The organism is Buttiauxella gaviniae, from assembly GCF_040786275.1.
GTDB lineage: Bacteria > Pseudomonadota > Gammaproteobacteria > Enterobacterales > Enterobacteriaceae > Buttiauxella > Buttiauxella gaviniae_A.
Map to the genome: position 1 here is coordinate 3407766 of NZ_JBFMVT010000002.1, position 19804 is coordinate 3427569.

Here is a 19804-nt window from a genome sequence, read left to right on the forward strand (position 1 = left end):
TATTGATAATAGACTAAGTACGAAACCTACAGGCGCTGGTGGAAATGATAATAACGTCCACCGCTCGCCATCAGATCGGCGTGATTACCCTGCTCAATAATTTGCCCGTTGTCCATCACAATGATGTTGTCGAAATTAGCCAGTCCGCGCAGCCGGTGGGTGACCATCAATACGGTTTTCGCTTTCGTGACTTCAGCCAGCAAATCAAGCACCTGACTTTCTGTTTCTGCGTCTAAACCTTCGGTAGGTTCGTCGAGCAAGAACAGGGGGGCATCATGTAATAACGCACGCGCAATCGCCAGGCGGCGCAATTCACCCCCAGAAAGTTGCCGGCCACCTTCGCCCAGCCAACTATTTAAACCCGCATCGCCCAGCAGTTTCTCAAGACCCACGCGCGTTAACGCATGACTTAATGCTTCGTCATGTGCTCCGGGGGCGGCAAGTAACAAGTTGTCGCGCAATGTCGCGCTGAACAAATGAACACGCTGAGACACTACGCTAGTAGACGCGCGCAAAGCGGTTTCATCAAACTGGCTTAGAGCCTCGTTGTTAAGACGAATCTCGCCTTGGTGCGGTTCCCATGCGCGGGTCAAAAGCTGAAGCAGCGTCGATTTCCCACAGCCGGTGCGTCCCAAAATAGCGACATGCTGACCCGCCGTAACGTTAAGAGAAACGTCACGTAGCGCCATCTGAGTCTGTTCAGGGTAGGCAAAGCTCAGGTTGCGAATCTCCAGAGCGACACTTTCAGGTATGGCATGAGACTGCTGCGAGAAAACGACTTCTGGTTTTTGGCTGGTGATTTCAGTTACACGTAGCGCAGAAGCGATAACCTGACCAAGATGTTGGAATGCGCTCGTGACGGGGGCGAGCGCTTCAAAAGCGGCAAGCGCACAGAAGACAAATAACGCGATGAGCGCACCCGGCGTGGTATTTCCACCCACGCCTGCAGCAGCCATCCACATCATTAATATGACGGCTACACCGCTAATCAGCAGCATAATGGCTTGTGAAAGCGCGGTAAGTTCCGCCTGGCGACGCTGCGCTTCTTGCCAGCGATCTTCCGTTTGATCAAGCTGCTCGCGATAACGCTTTGTTGCACCAAAAATGGTGAGTTCGGCGTGACCCTGTAGCCACGCGGTGAGCTGCTGGCGGTATTGTCCGCGTTGAACGGTAATAGCTTCACCCGTCGAGCGACCCGCGTAATAAAACATCGGCGGCAGCAGGACTAAGGTCGCAAGCAAAATACCGCCAAGCGTAAGCGCCAACTGCAAATCCAGCCAGCTCAAGCCAAACGTCACTACCACAATTACTACAAATGCGCCGACCAGCGGGGAGATCACGCGCAGATAAAGGTGATCCAACGTGTCGACGTCCGCAACCAGGCGATTAAGCAATTCGCCCTGACGAAAGCGTGCCAGCCCGGCAGGGGAAAGAGGAAGCAGTCTGCTAAAAGTTGAAACGCGTAAGTGCTGAAGAACGCGGAACGTGGCATCGTGGCTCACCAGGCGTTCAAAATAACGCCCCGCGGTACGCGTAATCGCGCCGCCACGCACACCGGCGGCAGGCAGCATATAGTTAAAACTATAAATGCCCGCCACGCCGACCACCGCTGAAGCCGAAAGGAACCAGCCTGATAGCGTCAGTAATCCAATGCTTGCCAGAAGCGTAATAATTGCCAGCACCACACCTAAAGCGAGGAGCCATTTATGACGGCAATAAAGTGCCAGATACGGAAGTAGAGCGCGCATCAAATTTCCTCCTGACGATGGGCCAGTAATGTCGCAAACGGACCAGGCTGTGAAGCCAGCGCTGCGAAATTCCCTTGTTGCACGATACGACCCTCTCGCATCACCCAAACTTCATCCCAGTCTTTGATGTAATCCAACTGGTGCGTCACCATCAGCGTGGTTTGCTGTTGCGAGGCCTCACTCAAGGCATCCATCACGCGCTGTTCGCTATGGGCATCCAGACTTGCCGCAGGTTCATCCAGCAGTAATAACCCGCATGGCATTAGCAACGCGCGTGCAACGGCAACTCGCTGTGCCTGCCCAACAGATAAGCGTGCGGCGGATTCACCCAGCGGGGTGTCTATTCCCTGCGGCAACAACGGCAAGAACTCGCTGACCGAAGCTTTATTTAGCGCGGCGGTTAACTGCTCGGCGCTGGCATCGGGCGCGGATAATAGTACGTTCTCACGAATCGTCCCCGCCGGTAGCTGCGGGTTTTGCCCAACCCAACTGATTTGCTCGCGCCACCATGTAGGGTCCAGTTCCGCAAGCTCCACACCGTTAATCAGTAATTGCCCTTGATAGGGTAAAAAACCTGACAGCACGTTCAGTAATGAGCTTTTCCCCGCGCCGCTTTGCCCGACCAACACTACGCGTTGCCTGGCTGAAAGAGTGAAGTTCAGGGGCCCTGCGAGCACTTTTTCTTCCGTTGAAAGAATAACTAAATCACGTGCTTCAATGTTTATCGGCTCATTATTGTTGAACTGAGCGGTGCCCTGTTTACGCTGCTGGAGCGGAGCATCCAGGAAAGTCATTAGGCTGTCGGCGGCGCCCACGGCCTGCGCTTTGGCATGATAAAAAGTGCCGAGATCGCGCAGCGGCTGGAAAAATTCAGGTGCCAGAATCAAGGCCAGGAAACCGGCGAAAAGCGTTACGCCTGTGCTGTAGTGGCCAAAGTTTAACTCGCCTAAATACGAGAAACCGAAGTAAACCGCGACGAGGGCGATAGAAAGCGAGGCGAAAAACTCCAGAACGCCAGATGAAAGGAACGCCAGGCGCAACACTTCCATTGTGCGCTGACGAAAATCCTGTGAGGCAAGGCGAATATTTTCGGTTTCTGCATTTCCTCGGTTAAACAGACGCAGCGTTTCCATCCCGCGCAGACGGTCAAGAAAGTGACCACTCAGCCGTGCAAGCGCCTGGAAGTTACGACGGTTAGCATCGGCTGCACCCATTCCCACCATTGCCATAAATAACGGGATAAGCGGGGCGGTGCATAGCAAAATAAGTGCTGCCACCCAGTTTGATGGGAAGATGGCGACCAGAATAAGCACCGGCACCATGACCGCCAGCGACATTTGCGGCAGGTAACGCGCATAGTAATCGTGCATATCCTCGATTTGTTCCAGCACAAGCGTAGCCCAACTGCCGACAGGTTTATCCTGAATCCAGGCGGGGCCCGCTTGATGGACGCGGTCGAGCACTTTTCGGCGAATTTCCTGGCGAATATGCACGCCCGCATAGAAGCCGACTTTTTCGCGCAGCCAGACCACCCAGGCACGTAATACGAAAATCAGTATCAAAATAATGAACAGCAGAAGCAGGGCTTCGCGAGGGATATTATCCATAATCATATGCTGCAACATCCGGGCTAACAGCCAGGCCTGGGCAACAATTAAAAGTCCACTGACCAGACCCAATACGCGGGAAAGTCCTAACCAGCGGCGTGAAATAATACTTTGTTGTTTTAGCCAGCGGCTAAGTTCTTGTTGACGGGTTTTGTTCATAGATGCCAGTCGTTGCCAGTGCAGGTAAATAATGAATTATCAGGCAAAATTTGCGGGCAATGTTACAACGGAGTTAGAAGAAAGGCGACCTATTCAGTCGCCTACCCCTATCCTTCGAGCCAACACCCTTGTGACTCGAATCATAAGGGTAGGAAGCATGTAGAAATTACTTATTCTGTTCCGCTAACCCGTCGAGATAACGTTCAGCATCCAGGGCTGCCATACAGCCAGTCCCTGCAGAGGTAATCGCCTGGCGATAGATATGATCCATTACGTCACCCGCAGCAAACACGCCTGGGATGCTGGTTTGTGTCGCGTTGCCGTGAATACCGGATTGCACTTTGATATAGCCGTTTTCCAGCTCTAGCTGATTGGCAAAAATCGCCGTGTTCGGGCTATGGCCGATAGCTACGAACAAGCCTGCAACTTCCAGTTCTTCAATGGTGTCGGTGTTGTGCACATCGCGCAGACGTAGGCCGCTGACACCCATTTGATCGCCGGTCACTTCTTCTAAAGTGCGGTCGGTGTGCAACACGATATTGCCGTTTTTCACCTTATCCATCAGGCGATTAATCAGGATTTTCTCAGCGCGGAAGCTGTCACGGCGGTGAATCAAATGCACTTCAGAGGCAATGTTTGCCAGATAAAGCGCTTCTTCAACCGCGGTATTTCCGCCGCCAATCACCGCAACTTTTTGATTGCGATAGAAGAAACCGTCGCAGGTTGCGCAGGCAGAAACGCCGCGACCTTTAAACGCTTCCTCAGAAGGCAGACCCAAATACCGAGCAGATGCGCCTGTTGCGATGATCAACGCATCACAGGTGTATTCGCCGCTATCGCCGGTCAAGCGGAACGGACGGTTCTGGAGATCAACTTTAGAGATGTGATCGAACAGAATTTCAGTTTCGAATTTGGTCGCGTGCTCATGCATACGTTCCATTAACGCAGGGCCCGTCAGATCGTTAGGATCGCCCGGCCAGTTCTCAACTTCGGTCGTTGTGGTCAGTTGGCCACCTTTTTCCATCCCGGTAATCAACACGGGCTTGAGGTTGGCGCGCGCCGCGTAGACTGCTGCGGTATAGCCCGCAGGGCCGGAGCCAAGAATTAGCAATTTACTGTGTTTAGCGGTGCCCATGAGATCCTCATTGTTCGTTGGCAGACAATCGAGGGATTGTAGGGAATTTGGCGGGGTAAAAAAAGGGTGCAGCCTCGGTGTAGGCGAATAGTGTTAACTATATGTGTAATAGCTCCCCCCAATTGGCGACGGTTAATGCATGAAAAGCGCATAAAAACCCATCTAACGAGGGTAGTTAGTCACGTAGCTAAAGTGATGAATAATCGTCAAGTGCCCCAGATATATGGCACGTTCCACTAAATTTCGATGTTTTGCTTTGACAATCCGCTAAGCATTTGCGAAAACATTCGAGGAAGAAAAACATTTGGTGTGAGAGCTGTAAAATAATCACGCATACCTGATGCAATTTTACCGGGTTATTGAAATCTACTCATGGCGTGGACAGACGCCATAAGTGATGTCGATATCAGCCATTGGGCACCGGTCTTCTCACGTACACCCGGAACAGTGACGTTACCAGGGTTTTGGCAGGTGAAGGAAGGAACACAGAGAGACAATAATAATGGTAGATAGCAAGAAGCGCCCTGGCAAAGATCTCGACCGTATCGATCGCAACATCCTTAATGAGCTGCAGAAGGATGGGCGTATTTCTAACGTCGAGCTTTCGAAGCGTGTAGGGCTTTCACCGACTCCGTGCCTTGAGCGCGTGCGTCGTCTGGAACGACAGGGTTTCATTCAGGGCTACACAGCGCTGTTGAACCCGCATTATCTGGATGCATCACTTCTGGTTTTTGTTGAGATTACTCTGAATCGTGGCGCACCGGATGTGTTTGAGCAATTTAATGCCGCAGTTCAAAAACTTGAAGAAATTCAAGAATGTCATTTGGTATCCGGTGATTTTGACTATCTGTTGAAAACCCGTGTACCTGATATGTCAGCGTACCGCAAATTATTAGGCGAAACCTTGTTGCGACTGCCGGGTGTGAACGATACCCGTACCTATGTGGTCATGGAAGAGGTCAAACAGAGCAATCGTCTGGTTATTAAGACCCGCTAACAACGGGCCAGGTGCAAAATCTGCGTATTTTGGTTACACTCCTGGTAATTCATACAGCAACAGTGCCGGGAATGCCCGGCGCTGTTGCTCTCCATACTTATTAAGGACCTGGAGAGTCTTACTTGAGCCAGGAATACACCGAAGAAAAAGAAGTTACATTGAGGAAACTCAGCAGCGGGCGTCGTTTATTAGAGGCGTTACTGCTTCTTGTCGCCATTTTTGCCGTCTATTTGATGGGGGCGTTGCTCAGTTTTAATCCTTCCGATCCGAGTTGGTCACAAACCGCATGGCATGAACCTATCCATAATTTGGGCGGGATGCCGGGTGCGTGGTTGGCCGACACTCTGCTATTCATTTTTGGCGTAATGGCCTACACCATCCCGATAATTATTATTGGCGCGTGTTGGTTTACTTACCGCAACCGCGATAGCGAAGAGTTTATCGATTATTTCGCCGTTTCCTTGCGCCTGATTGGCGTATTGGCAATGGTGCTTACGGCTTGTGGCCTTGCTGCTATTAACGCCGATGATATCTGGTACTTCGCCTCGGGCGGTGTCATTGGCAGTTTGCTGAGCACGGCGATGATGCCGGTGCTAAACAGTAGCGGCGGAACTATTGCATTGTTGTGCGTATGGGCTGCAGGCTTAACGCTGTTTACCGGTTGGTCGTGGGTGAGCATTGCTGAGAAAATTGGCAGCGCAACGTTGAGCGTGCTGACTTTTGCCAGCAACCGCACACGCCGTGATAACACATGGCAGGACGACGATTACGACGACGAAGAAGAAGCACATGACGAAGAACACGCGCCAGCAGTAGAAAAGCGCGAATCCCGTCGTGCGCGCATTTTGCGTGGTGCCTTAGCACGTAAGCAGCGTATCTCTGAGAAATTTGCCAATCCTAATGCACGTAAAACAGACTCAGCGCTGTTTTCCGGTAAGCGTATGGATGATGCTGAAGACGATGTTCTGTTCTCGGGCAATAAAGCAACGTTACCGGAAGATGATGTCCTATTCTCAGGTAACAAAGCGACTATGCCTGAAAGTGACGAATACGATCCGCTCCTGCACGGCCAGTCAATCGTTGCTCCAGTCGCAGCATCGGTGGCTACCGGCGCGACAATGGCAAACCCTGCTTATGCGGCAACGGTCATGCCTACGGCAACCGTGTCTCCGGTTAGCGCGCCTGCGCCTGAAGTCGAACAGACTCTGGCTATAGCGTGGGAGCCTGCACCAACGCCTGTCACCCCAGAACCGGTTATTGCCCCTGCGCCTGAGAGTTACCACGCACCTCGCGAAGCAGATCAATACCACCCGCAGCAGGTCACCACCCATTGGGCAGAGGCCGTAGCAGCACAGCCTGTTGTTGAGCAAGCTCCGGTTGAACCAACGTACTATGATCCCTCGTACTTTGAACCCATAAATTCTGAACCGGCGTACCATGAACCCGCTCCGGTTGAGACAGTTGTTCAACCTGAACCTGTTGAAGAGATAAAACCGGCTGTACGCCCGCCTATCTATCACTTTGAAGAAGTTGAAGCGAAGCGTGCTCGCGAACGCGAACAACTTGCAGCCTGGTACCAGCCGGTCAATGAACCTAAGCCTGATCCATACGGCTACGACAGCTCTCCGGCCTTTGCATCTACGTTATCAACGGACAGCTCGCGTGTTGAAGCACCGGCAATGCCGCAAACCAACGCTAATGTAGTGCCTGAAGTTCCGGTCATACCGACGCCGCCAATGCCGCAGGGTGTTAAAGAGGCAGCAAAAGTTGCAGGTGCAGCAGGTGCATTTAGCCCGGTATTTGGTATTGCAGCCGATGCACCGCGTCCGCAGGTAAAAGAGGGGATAGGCCCGCAATTACCCCGTCCAAATCGTGTTCGGGTGCCGACGCGTCGTGAGCTTGCCTCATACGGAATTAAGTTACCGTCGCAGCGCATGGCTGAAGAAGAAGCCCGTCGCCAAAATGGTATAAACAACGAAGAAGATGATTATGCCGATGAGGTAGAAGAACTTCAGCAGCATGAGCTGGCTCGTCAGTTTGCGGCTCAACAACAGCAACGTTATGGCGATGAGTATGAAGAAGACGCATCGCAGCAAGACGAAGATGAGGCCGAGCAGGCAGAATTAGCGCGTCAGTTTGCGGCACAACAGCAACAGCGCTATTCGGCCGTTGAGCAACAACCGGCTCAGCAACAGGTAAGAAATGCCCCATTAACACTGGATGACTTTGAATTTTCGCCTACGAAAATGTTAGTCAACGATGGGCCAAGCGAGCCATTGTTCACGCTGAGTCCGGTTGAGGAACCTGCGCCTGTCCAACAGCCACAAAGCTGGCAGGCAGCAGTGCAACAGCCTGTGCAGCCACAATCTGCACCGGTCGCCGCACCGCAGATCAAAGAAAGTTTGATTCATCCGTTCTTAATGCGTAACGGAGACGATCGTCCTTTACAGCGCCCGACAACGCCGTTGCCGTCTCTGGATTTGCTGACCTCTCCGCCAGCAGAAATTGAGCCGGTAGACACGTTTGCATTAGAGCAAATGGCGCGCCTTGTTGAAGCTCGTTTGGCGGATTACCGCATCAAAGCCGATGTGGTGGATTACTCTCCGGGTCCGGTGATCACCCGTTTTGAACTCGATCTCGCCCCAGGGGTTAAAGCCGCACGTATTTCTAACTTGTCGCGTGACCTTGCGCGTTCGTTATCAACGGTGGCGGTGCGTGTTGTCGAAGTTATTCCAGGCAAACCTTATGTCGGCCTGGAGCTTCCAAACAAAAAGCGCCAGACCGTCTACCTGCGAGAAGTGCTGGATTGCGCTAAATTCCGCGAAAGTGCTTCGCCTTTAACGGTCGTATTGGGTAAAGATATCGGCGGCGAACCGGTCATAGCCGATCTGGCAAAAATGCCGCATTTGCTGGTTGCCGGTACCACCGGTTCTGGTAAGTCCGTGGGCGTTAATGCCATGATCCTCAGCATGCTGTATAAAGCGACGCCAGATGAAGTCCGCTTCATTATGATCGACCCGAAAATGCTTGAGCTATCAGTGTATGAAGGTATTCCACATCTGTTAACTGAAGTGGTTACGGATATGAAAGACGCCGCCAATGCATTGCGCTGGAGCGTAAATGAAATGGAACGCCGCTACAAACTGATGTCTGCATTGGGCGTGCGAAATCTGGCGGGCTATAACGAACGCGTGCTAGAAGCCGAGCGCATGGGCCGCCCGATTCCGGATCCGTTCTGGAAACCAGGCGACAGCATGGAAGTTTCACATCCAATGCTTGAAAAACTGCCGTATATCGTGGTTCTGGTGGACGAATTTGCTGACCTGATGATGACGGTTGGCAAAAAAGTGGAAGAGCTGATCGCTCGTCTCGCGCAGAAAGCACGTGCCGCAGGTATTCACCTGGTGCTGGCAACTCAGCGCCCATCTGTGGATGTTATTACCGGTTTGATTAAAGCGAACATCCCGACGCGCGTTGCGTTTACGGTGTCGAGCAAAATTGACTCCCGCACGATCCTCGATCAGGGCGGCGCTGAATCCCTGCTGGGAATGGGTGACATGCTCTATTCAGGGCCAAACTCGACCCTGCCAGTGCGTGTTCACGGCGCGTTTGTTCGCGATCAGGAAGTGCATGCTGTGGTTCAGGACTGGAAAGCGCGTGGTCGTCCGCAATACATCACCGGTATTACATCTGATAGCGAAGGTGAAGGTGGTTCAGGTGGTGGTCTTGACGGTGATGAAGAGCTCGATCCGCTGTTTGATCAAGCCGTCGCTTTTGTGGTCGAAAAACGTAAAGCGTCTATTTCGGGTGTTCAGCGTCAGTTCCGTATCGGTTACAACCGCGCGGCACGCATTGTTGAGCAGATGGAAGCGCAAGGTATTGTGAGCCCGCAGGGGCATAACGGTAACCGTGAAGTGCTTGCGCCACCGCCATTCGAGTAATTCTTGCAAAGAGTCGCTGTTGCGGCTCTTTTGCAAAGAAGGGTAAATTACCGGAAAATCAGCTTTTTCTTCTGTTGCCCTTCATTTGCTCTCCATTAAAGTGGGCAACAGAAAGCCACAGTGCAGTCGCTTTGTGGCGCATGAATTTAAAGGGATCATAATGAAAAAAATCGCTATTACTTGTGCTTTGTTGACTGCATTGACGGCAACCGCCGCTTGGGCTGATGCCGCAGGCGATCTAAAAGCGCGTCTGGATAAAGTCAGCAGCTTCCACGCCAGTTTTACTCAGAAAGTGACGGATGGCAGCGGGGCGGCTGTTCAGGAAGGTCAGGGTGATTTATGGGTTAAGCGCCCGAACCTGTTCAACTGGCATATGACTCAGCCCGATGAAAGTATTCTGGTGTCAGACGGTAAAACATTATGGTTCTACAATCCGTTTGTTGAACAAGTGAGTGCGACCTGGCTGAAAGATGCAACGGGCAACACACCGTTTATGTTGATTGCACGTAACCAAAGCAGTGACTGGCAGCAATATAACATCAAACAAAACGGTGATGATTTTGTCCTGACGCCAAAAACCAGCGCCGGGAACCTCAAGCAGTTCACGATTAATGTCGGCCGTGACGGGACTATCCATCAGTTCAGTGCGATTGAGCAAGACGATCAACGCAGTAACTATGCGTTGAAAACTCAGCAAAATGGTGCGGTGGATATGAGTAAGTTTACGTTTACCCCGCCTAAAGGCGTGACGGTGGACGACCAACGTAAGTAGAGGTATGAGTGGGCAACCTGTCGCTCGATTTTTCTGAAAATACCTTCCAGCCTCTGGCCGCGCGTATGCGGCCGGAGAACCTCGCGCAGTATATCGGTCAACAACATCTCCTTGCACCCGGCAAGCCGCTTCCTAAAGCAATCGTAGCAGGGCATCTCCATTCAATGATTTTGTGGGGGCCGCCGGGTACCGGCAAAACGACGCTAGCTGAAGTGATTGCTCACTATGCCGATGCGGATGTAGAACGCATTTCTGCTGTTACTTCAGGTGTAAAAGAGATCCGTGAAGCGATAGAGCGAGCGCGTCAAAATCGCAATGCCGGGCGGCGCACAATTCTGTTTGTTGACGAAGTGCATCGCTTCAACAAAAGCCAGCAAGATGCGTTTTTGCCTCATATTGAAGATGGCACCATCACATTTATTGGGGCAACGACCGAAAACCCTTCGTTCGAACTGAATTCAGCACTTCTGTCGCGCGCTCGCGTTTACTTGCTCAAGTCCCTCACCACTGAAGATATTGAGAAAGTGCTCGATCAAGCGATGAGTGATGCTGCGCGCGGCTACGGTGGGCAGAATATTCTTTTGCCAAATGAGACGCGTCTTGCGATCGCAGAGCTGGTCAATGGTGATGCCCGTCGCGCATTGAATACGTTAGAAATGATGGCTGATATGGCTGAAATTGATGCCAGCGGTCAGCGTGTTCTGCACATTGCGTTGTTAACTGAAATTGCAGGTGAGCGCAGCGCGCGCTTCGATAATAAAGGCGACCGTTTCTACGATCTGATTTCTGCCTTACACAAATCGGTTCGCGGTTCATCCCCCGATGCGGCGCTGTACTGGTATGCGCGTATTATTACTGCGGGCGGCGATCCGCTATATGTGGCTCGCCGCTTACTGGCGATTGCCTCTGAAGATGTGGGGAATGCCGATCCCCGTGGTATGCAGGTGGCTATTGCGGCATGGGATTGTTTCACTCGCGTTGGCCCGGCGGAAGGTGAGCGTGCAATTGCTCAGGCCATCGTTTACCTGGCTTGCGCACCCAAAAGTAATGCGGTTTACACGGCATTCAAGGCGGCAATGGCGGATGCCCGTGAGCGCCCGGATTATGACGTTCCTGTTCATCTGCGTAATGCACCGACCAAACTGATGAAAGAAATGGGTTACGGGCAGGAATACCGCTACGCCCACGACGAGCCTAATGCTTATGCTTCAGGTGAGGTCTACTTCCCGCAGGAAATGGCACAAACACGCTACTATCAGCCGACAAACAGAGGTCTTGAAGGCAAGATTGGTGAAAAGCTCGCCTGGCTTGCTGAACAGGATCAAAATAGCCCGACAAAACGCTACCGCTAAAGCAGACGTTGCGGTAAGGTTAGCAAGACTATCAAAGCGGTTGCAGGCTGTGACCGCTATCCCCTTCATTTAATTCGATAAGCACAGGATAAGCATGCTCGATCCCAATCTACTGCGTACAGAGCCAGACGCAGTCGCTGAAAAACTGGCACGCCGAGGCTTCAAGCTGGATGTAGAAACGCTGCGCTCCTTAGAAGAGCGTCGTAAAGTTTTGCAGGTAAAAACGGAAAATCTGCAGGCTGAGCGTAACTCACGATCGAAATCCATCGGCCAGGCGAAAGCGCGTGGGGAAGATATCGAGCCGTTGCGTCTGGAAGTTAACCAGCTCGGCGAAGAGTTAGATGCAGCGAAAGTTGAACTCGACGAGTTGCAGGCACAAATCCGTGATATCGCGCTGGCGATCCCGAATATGCCAGACGACTGCGTACCGAACGGTAAAGACGATAGCGAAAACGTGGAAGTCAGCCGTTGGGGTGAACCACGCAAGTTCGATTTCGAAGTGCGCGATCACGTCACTCTGGGCGAAATGTCTAAAGGTCTGGATTTTGCCTCTGCGGTAAAATTGACCGGTTCTCGCTTTGTGGTGATGCAGGGGCAAGTTGCTCGTATGCACCGCGCCCTGAGCCAGTTCATGCTCGATTTACACACCGAGCAGCATGGTTACATTGAAAATTATGTGCCGTATCTGGTGAATCACGACACGCTGTTTGGCACAGGCCAATTGCCTAAATTTGCAGGGGATCTGTTCCATACGCGTCCGCTGGAAGAAGAAGCCGATGCCAGCAACTATGCACTGATTCCAACGGCAGAAGTTCCGTTGACCAACCTGGTGCGTGATGAAATTCTTGACGACGATTCACTGCCGCTGAAAATGACCGCTCATACACCGTGCTTCCGTTCTGAAGCAGGTTCTTATGGTCGTGATACTCGTGGTCTGATTCGTATGCACCAGTTCGATAAAGTCGAAATGGTTCAGATCGTGCGTCCGGAAGATTCCATGGATGCGTTGGAAGAACTGACTGGTCATGCCGAGAAAGTACTGCAATTGCTGAACCTGCCATACCGCAAAGTATTGCTTTGCACGGGTGATATGGGCTTCGGTGCTTGCAAAACTTACGATCTGGAAGTGTGGTTACCTGCGCAAAATACCTATCGCGAAATCTCATCTTGTTCCAACATGTGGGATTTCCAGGCGCGTCGCATGCAAGCTCGCTGCCGCAGTAAATCCGATAAGAAAACCCGTCTGGTGCATACCCTGAATGGTTCTGGTCTGGCAGTAGGCCGTACACTCGTCGCTGTACTGGAAAACTACCAGCAAGCAGATGGTCGTATTGAAGTTCCTGAAGTGTTACGCCCGTACATGAAAGGGCTTGAGTTCATCGGCTAATGCATTTGTGCTGTTTTATTCTTTAAAAGCGCCTTCGGGCGCTTTTTTATTGCTTAAATATCCCCATTCCCCTGGATAATCTGCCTTTATTGATACCCGACAATAACCCGTACCTCCAAGTGGGTATTATCACATCCGGAAAGAGAGTGATGATTACTCATACAACTCATTCAGTACCTTTATCATTTGGCAGCTTCAGGTTGCACGAGGTAACCGAACTGTCAGGCGTAGGACTGGCATAAATTAAGACACTCCTTTCTCTTTTGGCTGAGCAATGGAAACGCGGGCCGCACTTCCCCTGAGTCACCACTGCCGGCTTGTTTAAATGTGAGCACGAAACAAGTGGGTCATTATGAAAGAGAAAACTTCTAATGCGGTTCTTGCCGCACAAGTGAGCCGCCGTAAACTAATGAAAACTACGGCTATCGGTGGACTTGCTGCAGCGAGTGGCGCATTAACTCTTCCCTTTAGCCGTCTGGCTTATGCACAAACCGCCGCTGATAATGCGAGTGCGGCTGAAAAAGTGGTTTGGAGCGCATGTACTGTAAACTGCGGCAGCCGTTGTCCACTCAGGATGCATGTTGTGGATGGCGAAATTAAATATGTCGAGACAGACAATACCGGTAACGATGATTACGAAGGGTTGCATCAGGTTCGGGCCTGTTTGCGTGGTCGTTCAATGCGACGTCGCGTCTATAACGCCGATCGTCTGAAATACCCTATGAAACGCGTTGGGGCGCGTGGAGAAGGGAAATTTGAGCGCATCAGTTGGGATGAGGCTTTCAGTACCATCGCCAACAGTATGAAAGACATCATCAAAGAGTATGGTAACGAAGCCATTTATCTGAACTACGGCACAGGTACATTAGGTGGCACCATGACTCGCTCATGGCCGCCGGGTTCGACACTCATCGCTCGCCTGATGAACTGCTGCGGTGGTTATCTGAATCATTATGGTGACTATTCAACCGCGCAAATCGCCGCAGGTCTGAACTACACCTATGGCGGCTGGGCGGATGGTAATAGCCCGTCCGATATCGAAAACAGCAAGCTGGTTGTGCTGTTTGGCAATAACCCTGGCGAAACACGGATGAGCGGCGGCGGGGTAACCTATTACCTCGAACAAGCACGCCAGAAATCCAATGCTCGCATGATTATCATCGACCCGCGTTACACCGATACGGGAGCCGGGCGTGAAGATGAGTGGATTCCGATTCGCCCGGGTACGGACGCAGCTCTTATCTCTGCGTTGGCGTGGGTAATGATCACCGAAAACCTCGTTGATCAGCCATTCCTTGATAAATATTGTGTCGGTTACGATGAGAAAACGCTGCCCAACACTGCCCCTGCTAATGGTCACTATAAGGCTTATATTCTCGGCGAGGGTGCTGATGGTTTGGCGAAAACGCCACAATGGGCAGCCCAAATCACCGGTATTCCTGCTGAACGCATCACGCAACTGGCTCGCGAAATTGCTACGGCAAAACCGGCGTTTATCAGCCAGGGCTGGGGGCCGCAGCGCCACTCAAATGGCGAACTGGTTTCCCGTGCCATTGCCATGCTGTCGATCCTTACGGGTAACGTGGGGATTCACGGCGGTAACAGCGGGGCCCGTGAAGGATCTTACAGTTTGCCTTTTGTGCGTATGCCGACGCTGGAAAACCCGGTACAGACCAGTATCTCGATGTTCCTCTGGACCGATGCCATTGAGCGCGGCCCGGAAATGACCGCCACACGCGATGGCGTGCGTGGCAAAGATAAACTGGATGTGCCGATCAAAATGGTCTGGAACTACGCCAGTAACTGTCTGATCAACCAGCATTCGGAAATTAACCGCACCCACGACATCCTCCAGGATGACAAAAAATGCGAGATGATTGTGGTGATCGATAACCACATGACCTCCTCAGCGAAATACGCTGACATTTTGCTGCCGGACTGCACGGCTTCCGAACAGATGGATTTCTGCCTCGATGCCTCTTGCGGCAACATGGCGTACGTGATTTTTGCCGGACAAGCCATCAAACCGCGCTTTGAGTGCAAGACCATTTACGAGATGACCACTGAACTTGCCAGACGCATGGGCGTGGAGTCGCAATTTACCGAAGGCCGCAACCAGGAAGAGTGGATGCGCCATCTGTATAAACAATCTCAGGAAGCGATCCCTGAACTTCCAGGTTTTGAAGAGTTTAGCGAGCAAGGCATTTTCAAAAAACGCGATCCTGAAGGGCATCATGTTGCTTATAAAGCGTTCCGCGAAGATCCCGTTGCTAACCCATTGACTACGCCGTCCGGGAAAATTGAAATCTACTCTGAACAACTGGCAGAGATTGCGGCGACCTGGCAACTCAACGAAGACGATGTCATCGATCCACTGCCGGTTTATAGCGCGGGCTTCGAAAACGTTGGCGATCCTCTGGCCGAGAAATGGCCGTTGCAAATGACAGGGTTCCACTACAAAGCTCGCACTCACTCAACTTACGGCAATGTGGATGTGCTAAAAGCAGCCTGTCGTCAGGAGATGTGGATCAATCCTATTGATGCGCAGCAGCGTGGGATTAAGAACGGCGACATGGTGCGTATCTTCAACGGACGTGGCCAGGTTCAAATCAATGCCAAAGTGACACCGCGTATTATTCCAGGCGTTGTCGCGATGGGGGAAGGGGCATGGTATAGCCCGGATGCCAATAAAGTTGACCATGCTGGCAGCATTAACGTGTTAACCACTCAGCGACCATCGCCGCTGGCGAAAGGTAACCCATCCCACAGTAACCTTGTCCAGGTCGAGAAGGCGTAAGGAATAGCTGATGACAACCCAATACGGATTTTATATTGATTCCAGCCGCTGCACCGGTTGCAAGACTTGCGAGCTGGCTTGTAAAGATTACAAAAACTTAGGCCCGGATGTCAGTTTCCGCCGTATTTATGAATATGCGGGCGGCGACTGGCAGGAAGACAACGGCGTCTGGCAGCAAAATGTGTTCGCCTATTATCTGTCGATTGCCTGTAACCATTGCGAAGATCCGGCGTGCACCAAGGTTTGCCCAAGCGGTGCAATGCATAAGCGTGAAGATGGTTTTGTGGTGGTAAACGAGGATGTTTGTATTGGCTGCCGTTATTGCCACATGGCTTGTCCATACGGTGCGCCGCAATACAATGCCGAAAAAGGTCACATGACGAAATGCGACGGTTGCTATTCGCGTATTGCGGAAGGCAAAAAACCAATTTGTGTCGAGTCGTGCCCGTTGCGTGCGTTGGATATGGCGCCTATCGACGAATTGCGTAAAAAGTATGGCGAGCAGGCGGCTATTGCTCCGCTGCCATCGGCACATTTCACCAGGCCAAATATCGTTATTAAACCGAACGCCAACAGCCGCCCCTGTGGGGATAAAACGGGCTACCTGGCAAACCCTAAGGAGGTGTGAGATGGGTAACGGATGGCATGAATGGCCGCTGATGGTCTTTACCGTGTTGGGGCAGTGCGTCGCTGGTGGTTTTATCGTCATGGCGCTGGCTTTGCTGACAGGTGTTTCCGATCGCGCACAGCAAAAGCGTGTGCACTGGGCGATGATCGTGCTGTGGGTGCTGATGGGGATTGGGTTTATGGCCTCTGTTCTTCATCTCGGTTCACCAATGCGCGCCTTTAACTCACTTAATCGTATTGGTGATTCGGCGCTGAGTAATGAGATTGCCAGTGGGTCGGTCTTCTTTGCGGTAGGCGGTTTCTGGTGGTTGATTACTCTATTGGGCAAAATGCCGCAGACACTGGGTAGGATCTGGATGATTCTGACGATGATTCTGGGCGTGTTTTTTGTCTGGATGATGTGCAAGGTCTATCTGATTGATACTGTGCCGACATGGGATAGCGCTTATACGCCGTTCAGTTTCTTCCTGACGATGTTTATTGGTGGGCCGTTGCTCGGTTATTTGCTACTGCGAGTTGCAGGTGTCACTGGCTGGGGAATGCGTATTCTACCTGCAATTTCTCTGCTGGCAGTGATTGTGAGTACGACTGTGGTGCTGTTGCAGGGTATGGATCTGGCAACGATTCAAAGCTCAATCGCCCAGGCATCTACCCTTGTGCCGCAATACGGCGCGTTAATGTCATGGCGGCTGCTGGTATTGGCTGCAGCTCTGGTTTGTTGGATTATCCCGCAGTTGAAAGGCGGGATGGCAAGCCCTGCAATACTGGCGTTTGCCTTTGTACTGGTGATTGCCGGCGAGCTAATCGGACGCGGTGTGTTCTACGGTCTGCATATGACAGTAGGTATGGCGATCGCCAGCTGAACAATGCTCACTTCTAAATGCGCCTTATGGCGCATTTTTTTAGATTCAGATAAGAAAATATCATCTGATTTACCATGAAATTTTTCATCCAACCCGCTTCGATTTACAATCCCCGATCCCATCAAAAACAGCGAGATAGCCTTTGTGGTTGCTGTTTCGCTTAATAGTTAGATAAGTTTTATCAATCGACAGTTTTCAAATCGTGCCAGCCCCCGTCAGCACTGGATTGACAATCATTTTTCCAGTGGCATGATGCGCACAAATTATTCTCTTCCTCGCGGTTTTTACATGTCCACCTATACCCGGCCAGTGATGCTTTTGCTCTGTGGTCTGATGCTTTTGACCCTGGCGATTGCGGTTTTAAACACGCTGGTTCCACTCTGGTTAGCCCATGAAGATCTTCCCACCTGGCAAGTCGGGATGGTGGGGTCGTCATACTTTACTGGAAACTTACTGGGTACTTTGCTGACCGGCTGGCTGATTAAGCGCCAGGGCTTTAACCGTAGCTACTATCTTGCCTCGCTGATCTTTGCCGCCGGTTGTGCTGGGCTCGGTTTAATGACCGGATTCATGAGCTGGATGATGTGGCGTTTTATCGCAGGCATTGGCTGCGCAATGATTTGGGTGGTGGTTGAGAGCGCATTAATGTGCAGTGGAACCTCCCGTAATCGTGGACGCCTGTTGGCGGCATACATGATGGTTTATTACGTTGGAACGGTTCTCGGCCAATTAATGATCAGCAAAATGCCGACGGATTTAGCCAGCGTTTTGCCGTGGGTTACCGCGCTAATCTTAGCAGCCATTCTTCCTTTGTTGTTTACTCGTATTGTGAACGATAACCGTGAAAACCAGGAAGCGACAGCCGTGTGGCCAATGCTGCGCCTGCGGCATGCGCGTCTTGGCGTGAATGGTTGCATTATTTCGGGCATTGTTCTCGGTTCACTGTACGGATTAATGCCGTTGTATTTAAATCATCAAGGCATTAGTGACGCTGGTATTGGGTTCTGGATGGCGGTGATGGTCAGCGCGGGTATCGTTGGGCAGTGGCCGGTAGGGCGCCTGGCGGATCGTTTTGGCCGGTTACTTGTGCTTCGTGTGCAGGTATTTATTGTTATCCTGGGCTGCATGGCGATGCTGACGCATGCCGCAATGGGGCCGACATTGTTTGTGTTGGGCGCGGCGGGATTCACACTCTATCCGGTGGCGATGGCGTGGGCCTGCGAGAAAGTTGAGCACCATCAACTGGTGGCAATGAATCAGGCTTTATTACTGAGTTACACCGTTGGCAGTTTGCTTGGCCCAACGTTGACTTCCATGCTGATGCAAAGTTATTCCGACAGCCTGCTCTTCGTCATGATCGCGGGCGTTGCGTTTGTTTATTTGCTGATGCTGCTGCGCAAGGCAGGGCATCACTCAACGCCGGTGGCGCATGCCTGATATGAAAAAGCCCTCAATATTTGAGGGCTTTAGACGCTTTGTAGTGGGATAAGCTTGAAACGAGCTTGCGGCGGGTGGCACTTCATTTATCCGCACTACGAATGAAATTAGTACATCACCTTATGACCATACTGTTCCAGAATGCCTTTTACGCGTTCCATGGTCTCTTTCTTCGGAGGGTGTACGCCATCAAGTTTGTACTCTTCGCCCATCGCGACCCATTTGTGTTTGCCCAACTCGTGGTACGGCAGCAGTTCAATTTTTTCCACGTTGCCCATATCACGGGTAAACTCGCCTAAGCGGTGCGCTGAATCGTCATCGTCAGACCAGCCTGGTACCACAACGTAGCGAATCCAGACGTTAACGTTTTTATCTTTCAGATAGCGGGCAAATTCCAGCGTACGATGGTTAGAAACACCCACCAGATTCTGGTGAATTTCATCGTTCATCTGTTTTAAATCCAGCATCACCAGATCGGTCACTTCCAATAATTCGTCGACAACCGGATCATAGCGGCGCACAAAACCGTTTGTATCAAGACAGGTATGAATGCCTTCTTTGCGGCAGGCGCGGAACCAGTCACGTACGAATTCAGCTTGCAACATTGCCTCACCGCCCGAGGCGGTCACGCCGCCACCGGATGCGTTCATAAAGTGGCGATAGGTCACCACTTCTTTCATCAGTTCTTCAACGGTAATCTCTTTGCCGCCGTGCGTATCCCATGTATCACGGTTATGGCAATACAGGCAGCGCATCAGGCAGCCCTGGAAGAAGGTGATAAAACGAATACCGGGACCATCCACGGTACCGCAGGATTCAAAGGAATGAATTCGGCCAATTACTGACATTGCGGTGTTCTCTCCAGTATTGGTTCATGCGTTAAAAGCATGAGCCAGGTTGAGCGCGGTCGAATAAAATCCTTGCCGCGTCGAATCAATTTTGCGAGATACCTTAAACGTAGCAGTTATCTTGCAAAATCGGT

General features: G+C 51.6%; 13 protein-coding genes. 9 read left to right on the forward strand and 4 right to left on the reverse strand.

Annotated features, from left to right (window positions below):
• Window positions 1–26: 26 nt before the first annotated feature.
• From cydC to trxB, 3 genes are all read right to left on the reverse strand, one after another.
• Window positions 27–1748, reverse strand: a complete 1722-nt coding sequence (cydC, locus tag AB1E22_RS16390) for a heme ABC transporter ATP-binding protein/permease CydC (RefSeq protein WP_367596294.1) — start codon at window positions 1746–1748, stop codon at window positions 27–29.
• A complete protein-coding gene (gene cydD, locus AB1E22_RS16395; protein ID WP_367596295.1) occupies window positions 1748–3514 on the reverse strand; it encodes a heme ABC transporter permease/ATP-binding protein CydD in 1767 nt (588 codons plus the stop codon). The genes cydC and cydD overlap by 1 nt, the downstream gene beginning before the upstream one ends.
• A gap of 166 nt (window positions 3515–3680) precedes the next feature.
• Entirely contained in the window at window positions 3681–4649 is a 969-nt protein-coding gene (gene trxB, locus AB1E22_RS16400; protein WP_367596296.1) for a thioredoxin-disulfide reductase, read from the reverse strand.
• A 502-nt stretch (window positions 4650–5151) separates the two neighbouring features.
• On the opposite strand from trxB, the gene lrp reads away from it, so the two are divergent.
• From lrp to AB1E22_RS16445, 9 genes are all read left to right on the forward strand, one after another.
• Window positions 5152–5646 carry a leucine-responsive transcriptional regulator Lrp gene (gene lrp / locus AB1E22_RS16405; protein WP_000228469.1) on the forward strand — a complete coding sequence of 165 codons (495 nt, stop codon included), beginning with the start codon at window positions 5152–5154 and terminating at the stop codon, window positions 5644–5646.
• Window positions 5647–5768: 122 nt separating this feature from the next.
• On the forward strand, window positions 5769–9587 hold the full coding sequence (locus AB1E22_RS16410; protein WP_367596297.1) for a DNA translocase FtsK 4TM domain-containing protein: 3819 nt from the start codon (window positions 5769–5771) through the stop codon (window positions 9585–9587).
• 160 nt (window positions 9588–9747) lie between these two features.
• Window positions 9748–10359 carry an outer membrane lipoprotein chaperone LolA gene (lolA, locus tag AB1E22_RS16415; RefSeq protein ID WP_367596298.1) on the forward strand — a complete coding sequence of 204 codons (612 nt, stop codon included), beginning with the start codon at window positions 9748–9750 and terminating at the stop codon, window positions 10357–10359.
• An 8-nt stretch (window positions 10360–10367) separates the two neighbouring features.
• Window positions 10368–11711, forward strand: a complete 1344-nt coding sequence (locus AB1E22_RS16420; RefSeq protein ID WP_367596299.1) for a replication-associated recombination protein A — start codon at window positions 10368–10370, stop codon at window positions 11709–11711.
• Window positions 11712–11805: 94 nt separating this feature from the next.
• Window positions 11806–13098: a serine--tRNA ligase gene (gene serS, locus AB1E22_RS16425; protein ID WP_367596300.1), complete on the forward strand. Its 1293-nt coding sequence runs from the start codon at window positions 11806–11808 to the stop codon at window positions 13096–13098.
• A 352-nt stretch (window positions 13099–13450) separates the two neighbouring features.
• The gene (dmsA, locus tag AB1E22_RS16430; protein ID WP_367596301.1) at window positions 13451–15895 is read left to right on the forward strand and encodes a dimethylsulfoxide reductase subunit A; all 2445 of its coding nucleotides are present in this window, start codon (window positions 13451–13453) and stop codon (window positions 15893–15895) included.
• A 10-nt stretch (window positions 15896–15905) separates the two neighbouring features.
• Entirely contained in the window at window positions 15906–16523 is a 618-nt protein-coding gene (locus tag AB1E22_RS16435; protein WP_367596302.1) for a DMSO/selenate family reductase complex B subunit, read from the forward strand.
• Window position 16524: 1 nt separating this feature from the next.
• Entirely contained in the window at window positions 16525–17385 is an 861-nt protein-coding gene (locus AB1E22_RS16440; protein ID WP_367596303.1) for a dimethyl sulfoxide reductase anchor subunit family protein, read from the forward strand.
• A gap of 288 nt (window positions 17386–17673) precedes the next feature.
• Window positions 17674–18822: an MFS transporter gene (locus tag AB1E22_RS16445; protein WP_367596304.1), complete on the forward strand. Its 1149-nt coding sequence runs from the start codon at window positions 17674–17676 to the stop codon at window positions 18820–18822.
• Between the two features lie 107 nt (window positions 18823–18929).
• Here AB1E22_RS16445 and pflA read toward each other — a convergent pair whose 3' ends face one another.
• On the reverse strand, window positions 18930–19670 hold the full coding sequence (gene pflA / locus AB1E22_RS16450) for a pyruvate formate lyase 1-activating protein (RefSeq protein WP_367596305.1): 741 nt from the start codon (window positions 19668–19670) through the stop codon (window positions 18930–18932).
• Window positions 19671–19804 lie beyond the last annotated feature (134 nt).

Coding starts and splice junctions, on each gene's coding strand:
- AB1E22_RS16435 (WP_367596302.1), top strand. CDS start 15,906: ATGACAACCCAATACGGATTTTATATTGATTCCAGCCGCTGCACCGGT.
- AB1E22_RS16440 (WP_367596303.1), top strand. CDS start 16,525: ATGGGTAACGGATGGCATGAATGGCCGCTGATGGTCTTTACCGTGTTG.
- cydD (WP_367596295.1), bottom strand. CDS start 3,514: ATGAACAAAACCCGTCAACAAGAACTTAGCCGCTGGCTAAAACAACAA.
- pflA (WP_367596305.1), bottom strand. CDS start 19,670: ATGTCAGTAATTGGCCGAATTCATTCCTTTGAATCCTGCGGTACCGTG.
- cydC (WP_367596294.1), bottom strand. CDS start 1,748: ATGCGCGCTCTACTTCCGTATCTGGCACTTTATTGCCGTCATAAATGG.
- serS (WP_367596300.1), top strand. CDS start 11,806: ATGCTCGATCCCAATCTACTGCGTACAGAGCCAGACGCAGTCGCTGAA.
- trxB (WP_367596296.1), bottom strand. CDS start 4,649: ATGGGCACCGCTAAACACAGTAAATTGCTAATTCTTGGCTCCGGCCCT.
- lolA (WP_367596298.1), top strand. CDS start 9,748: ATGAAAAAAATCGCTATTACTTGTGCTTTGTTGACTGCATTGACGGCA.
- dmsA (WP_367596301.1), top strand. CDS start 13,451: ATGAAAGAGAAAACTTCTAATGCGGTTCTTGCCGCACAAGTGAGCCGC.
- AB1E22_RS16445 (WP_367596304.1), top strand. CDS start 17,674: ATGTCCACCTATACCCGGCCAGTGATGCTTTTGCTCTGTGGTCTGATG.
- lrp (WP_000228469.1), top strand. CDS start 5,152: ATGGTAGATAGCAAGAAGCGCCCTGGCAAAGATCTCGACCGTATCGAT.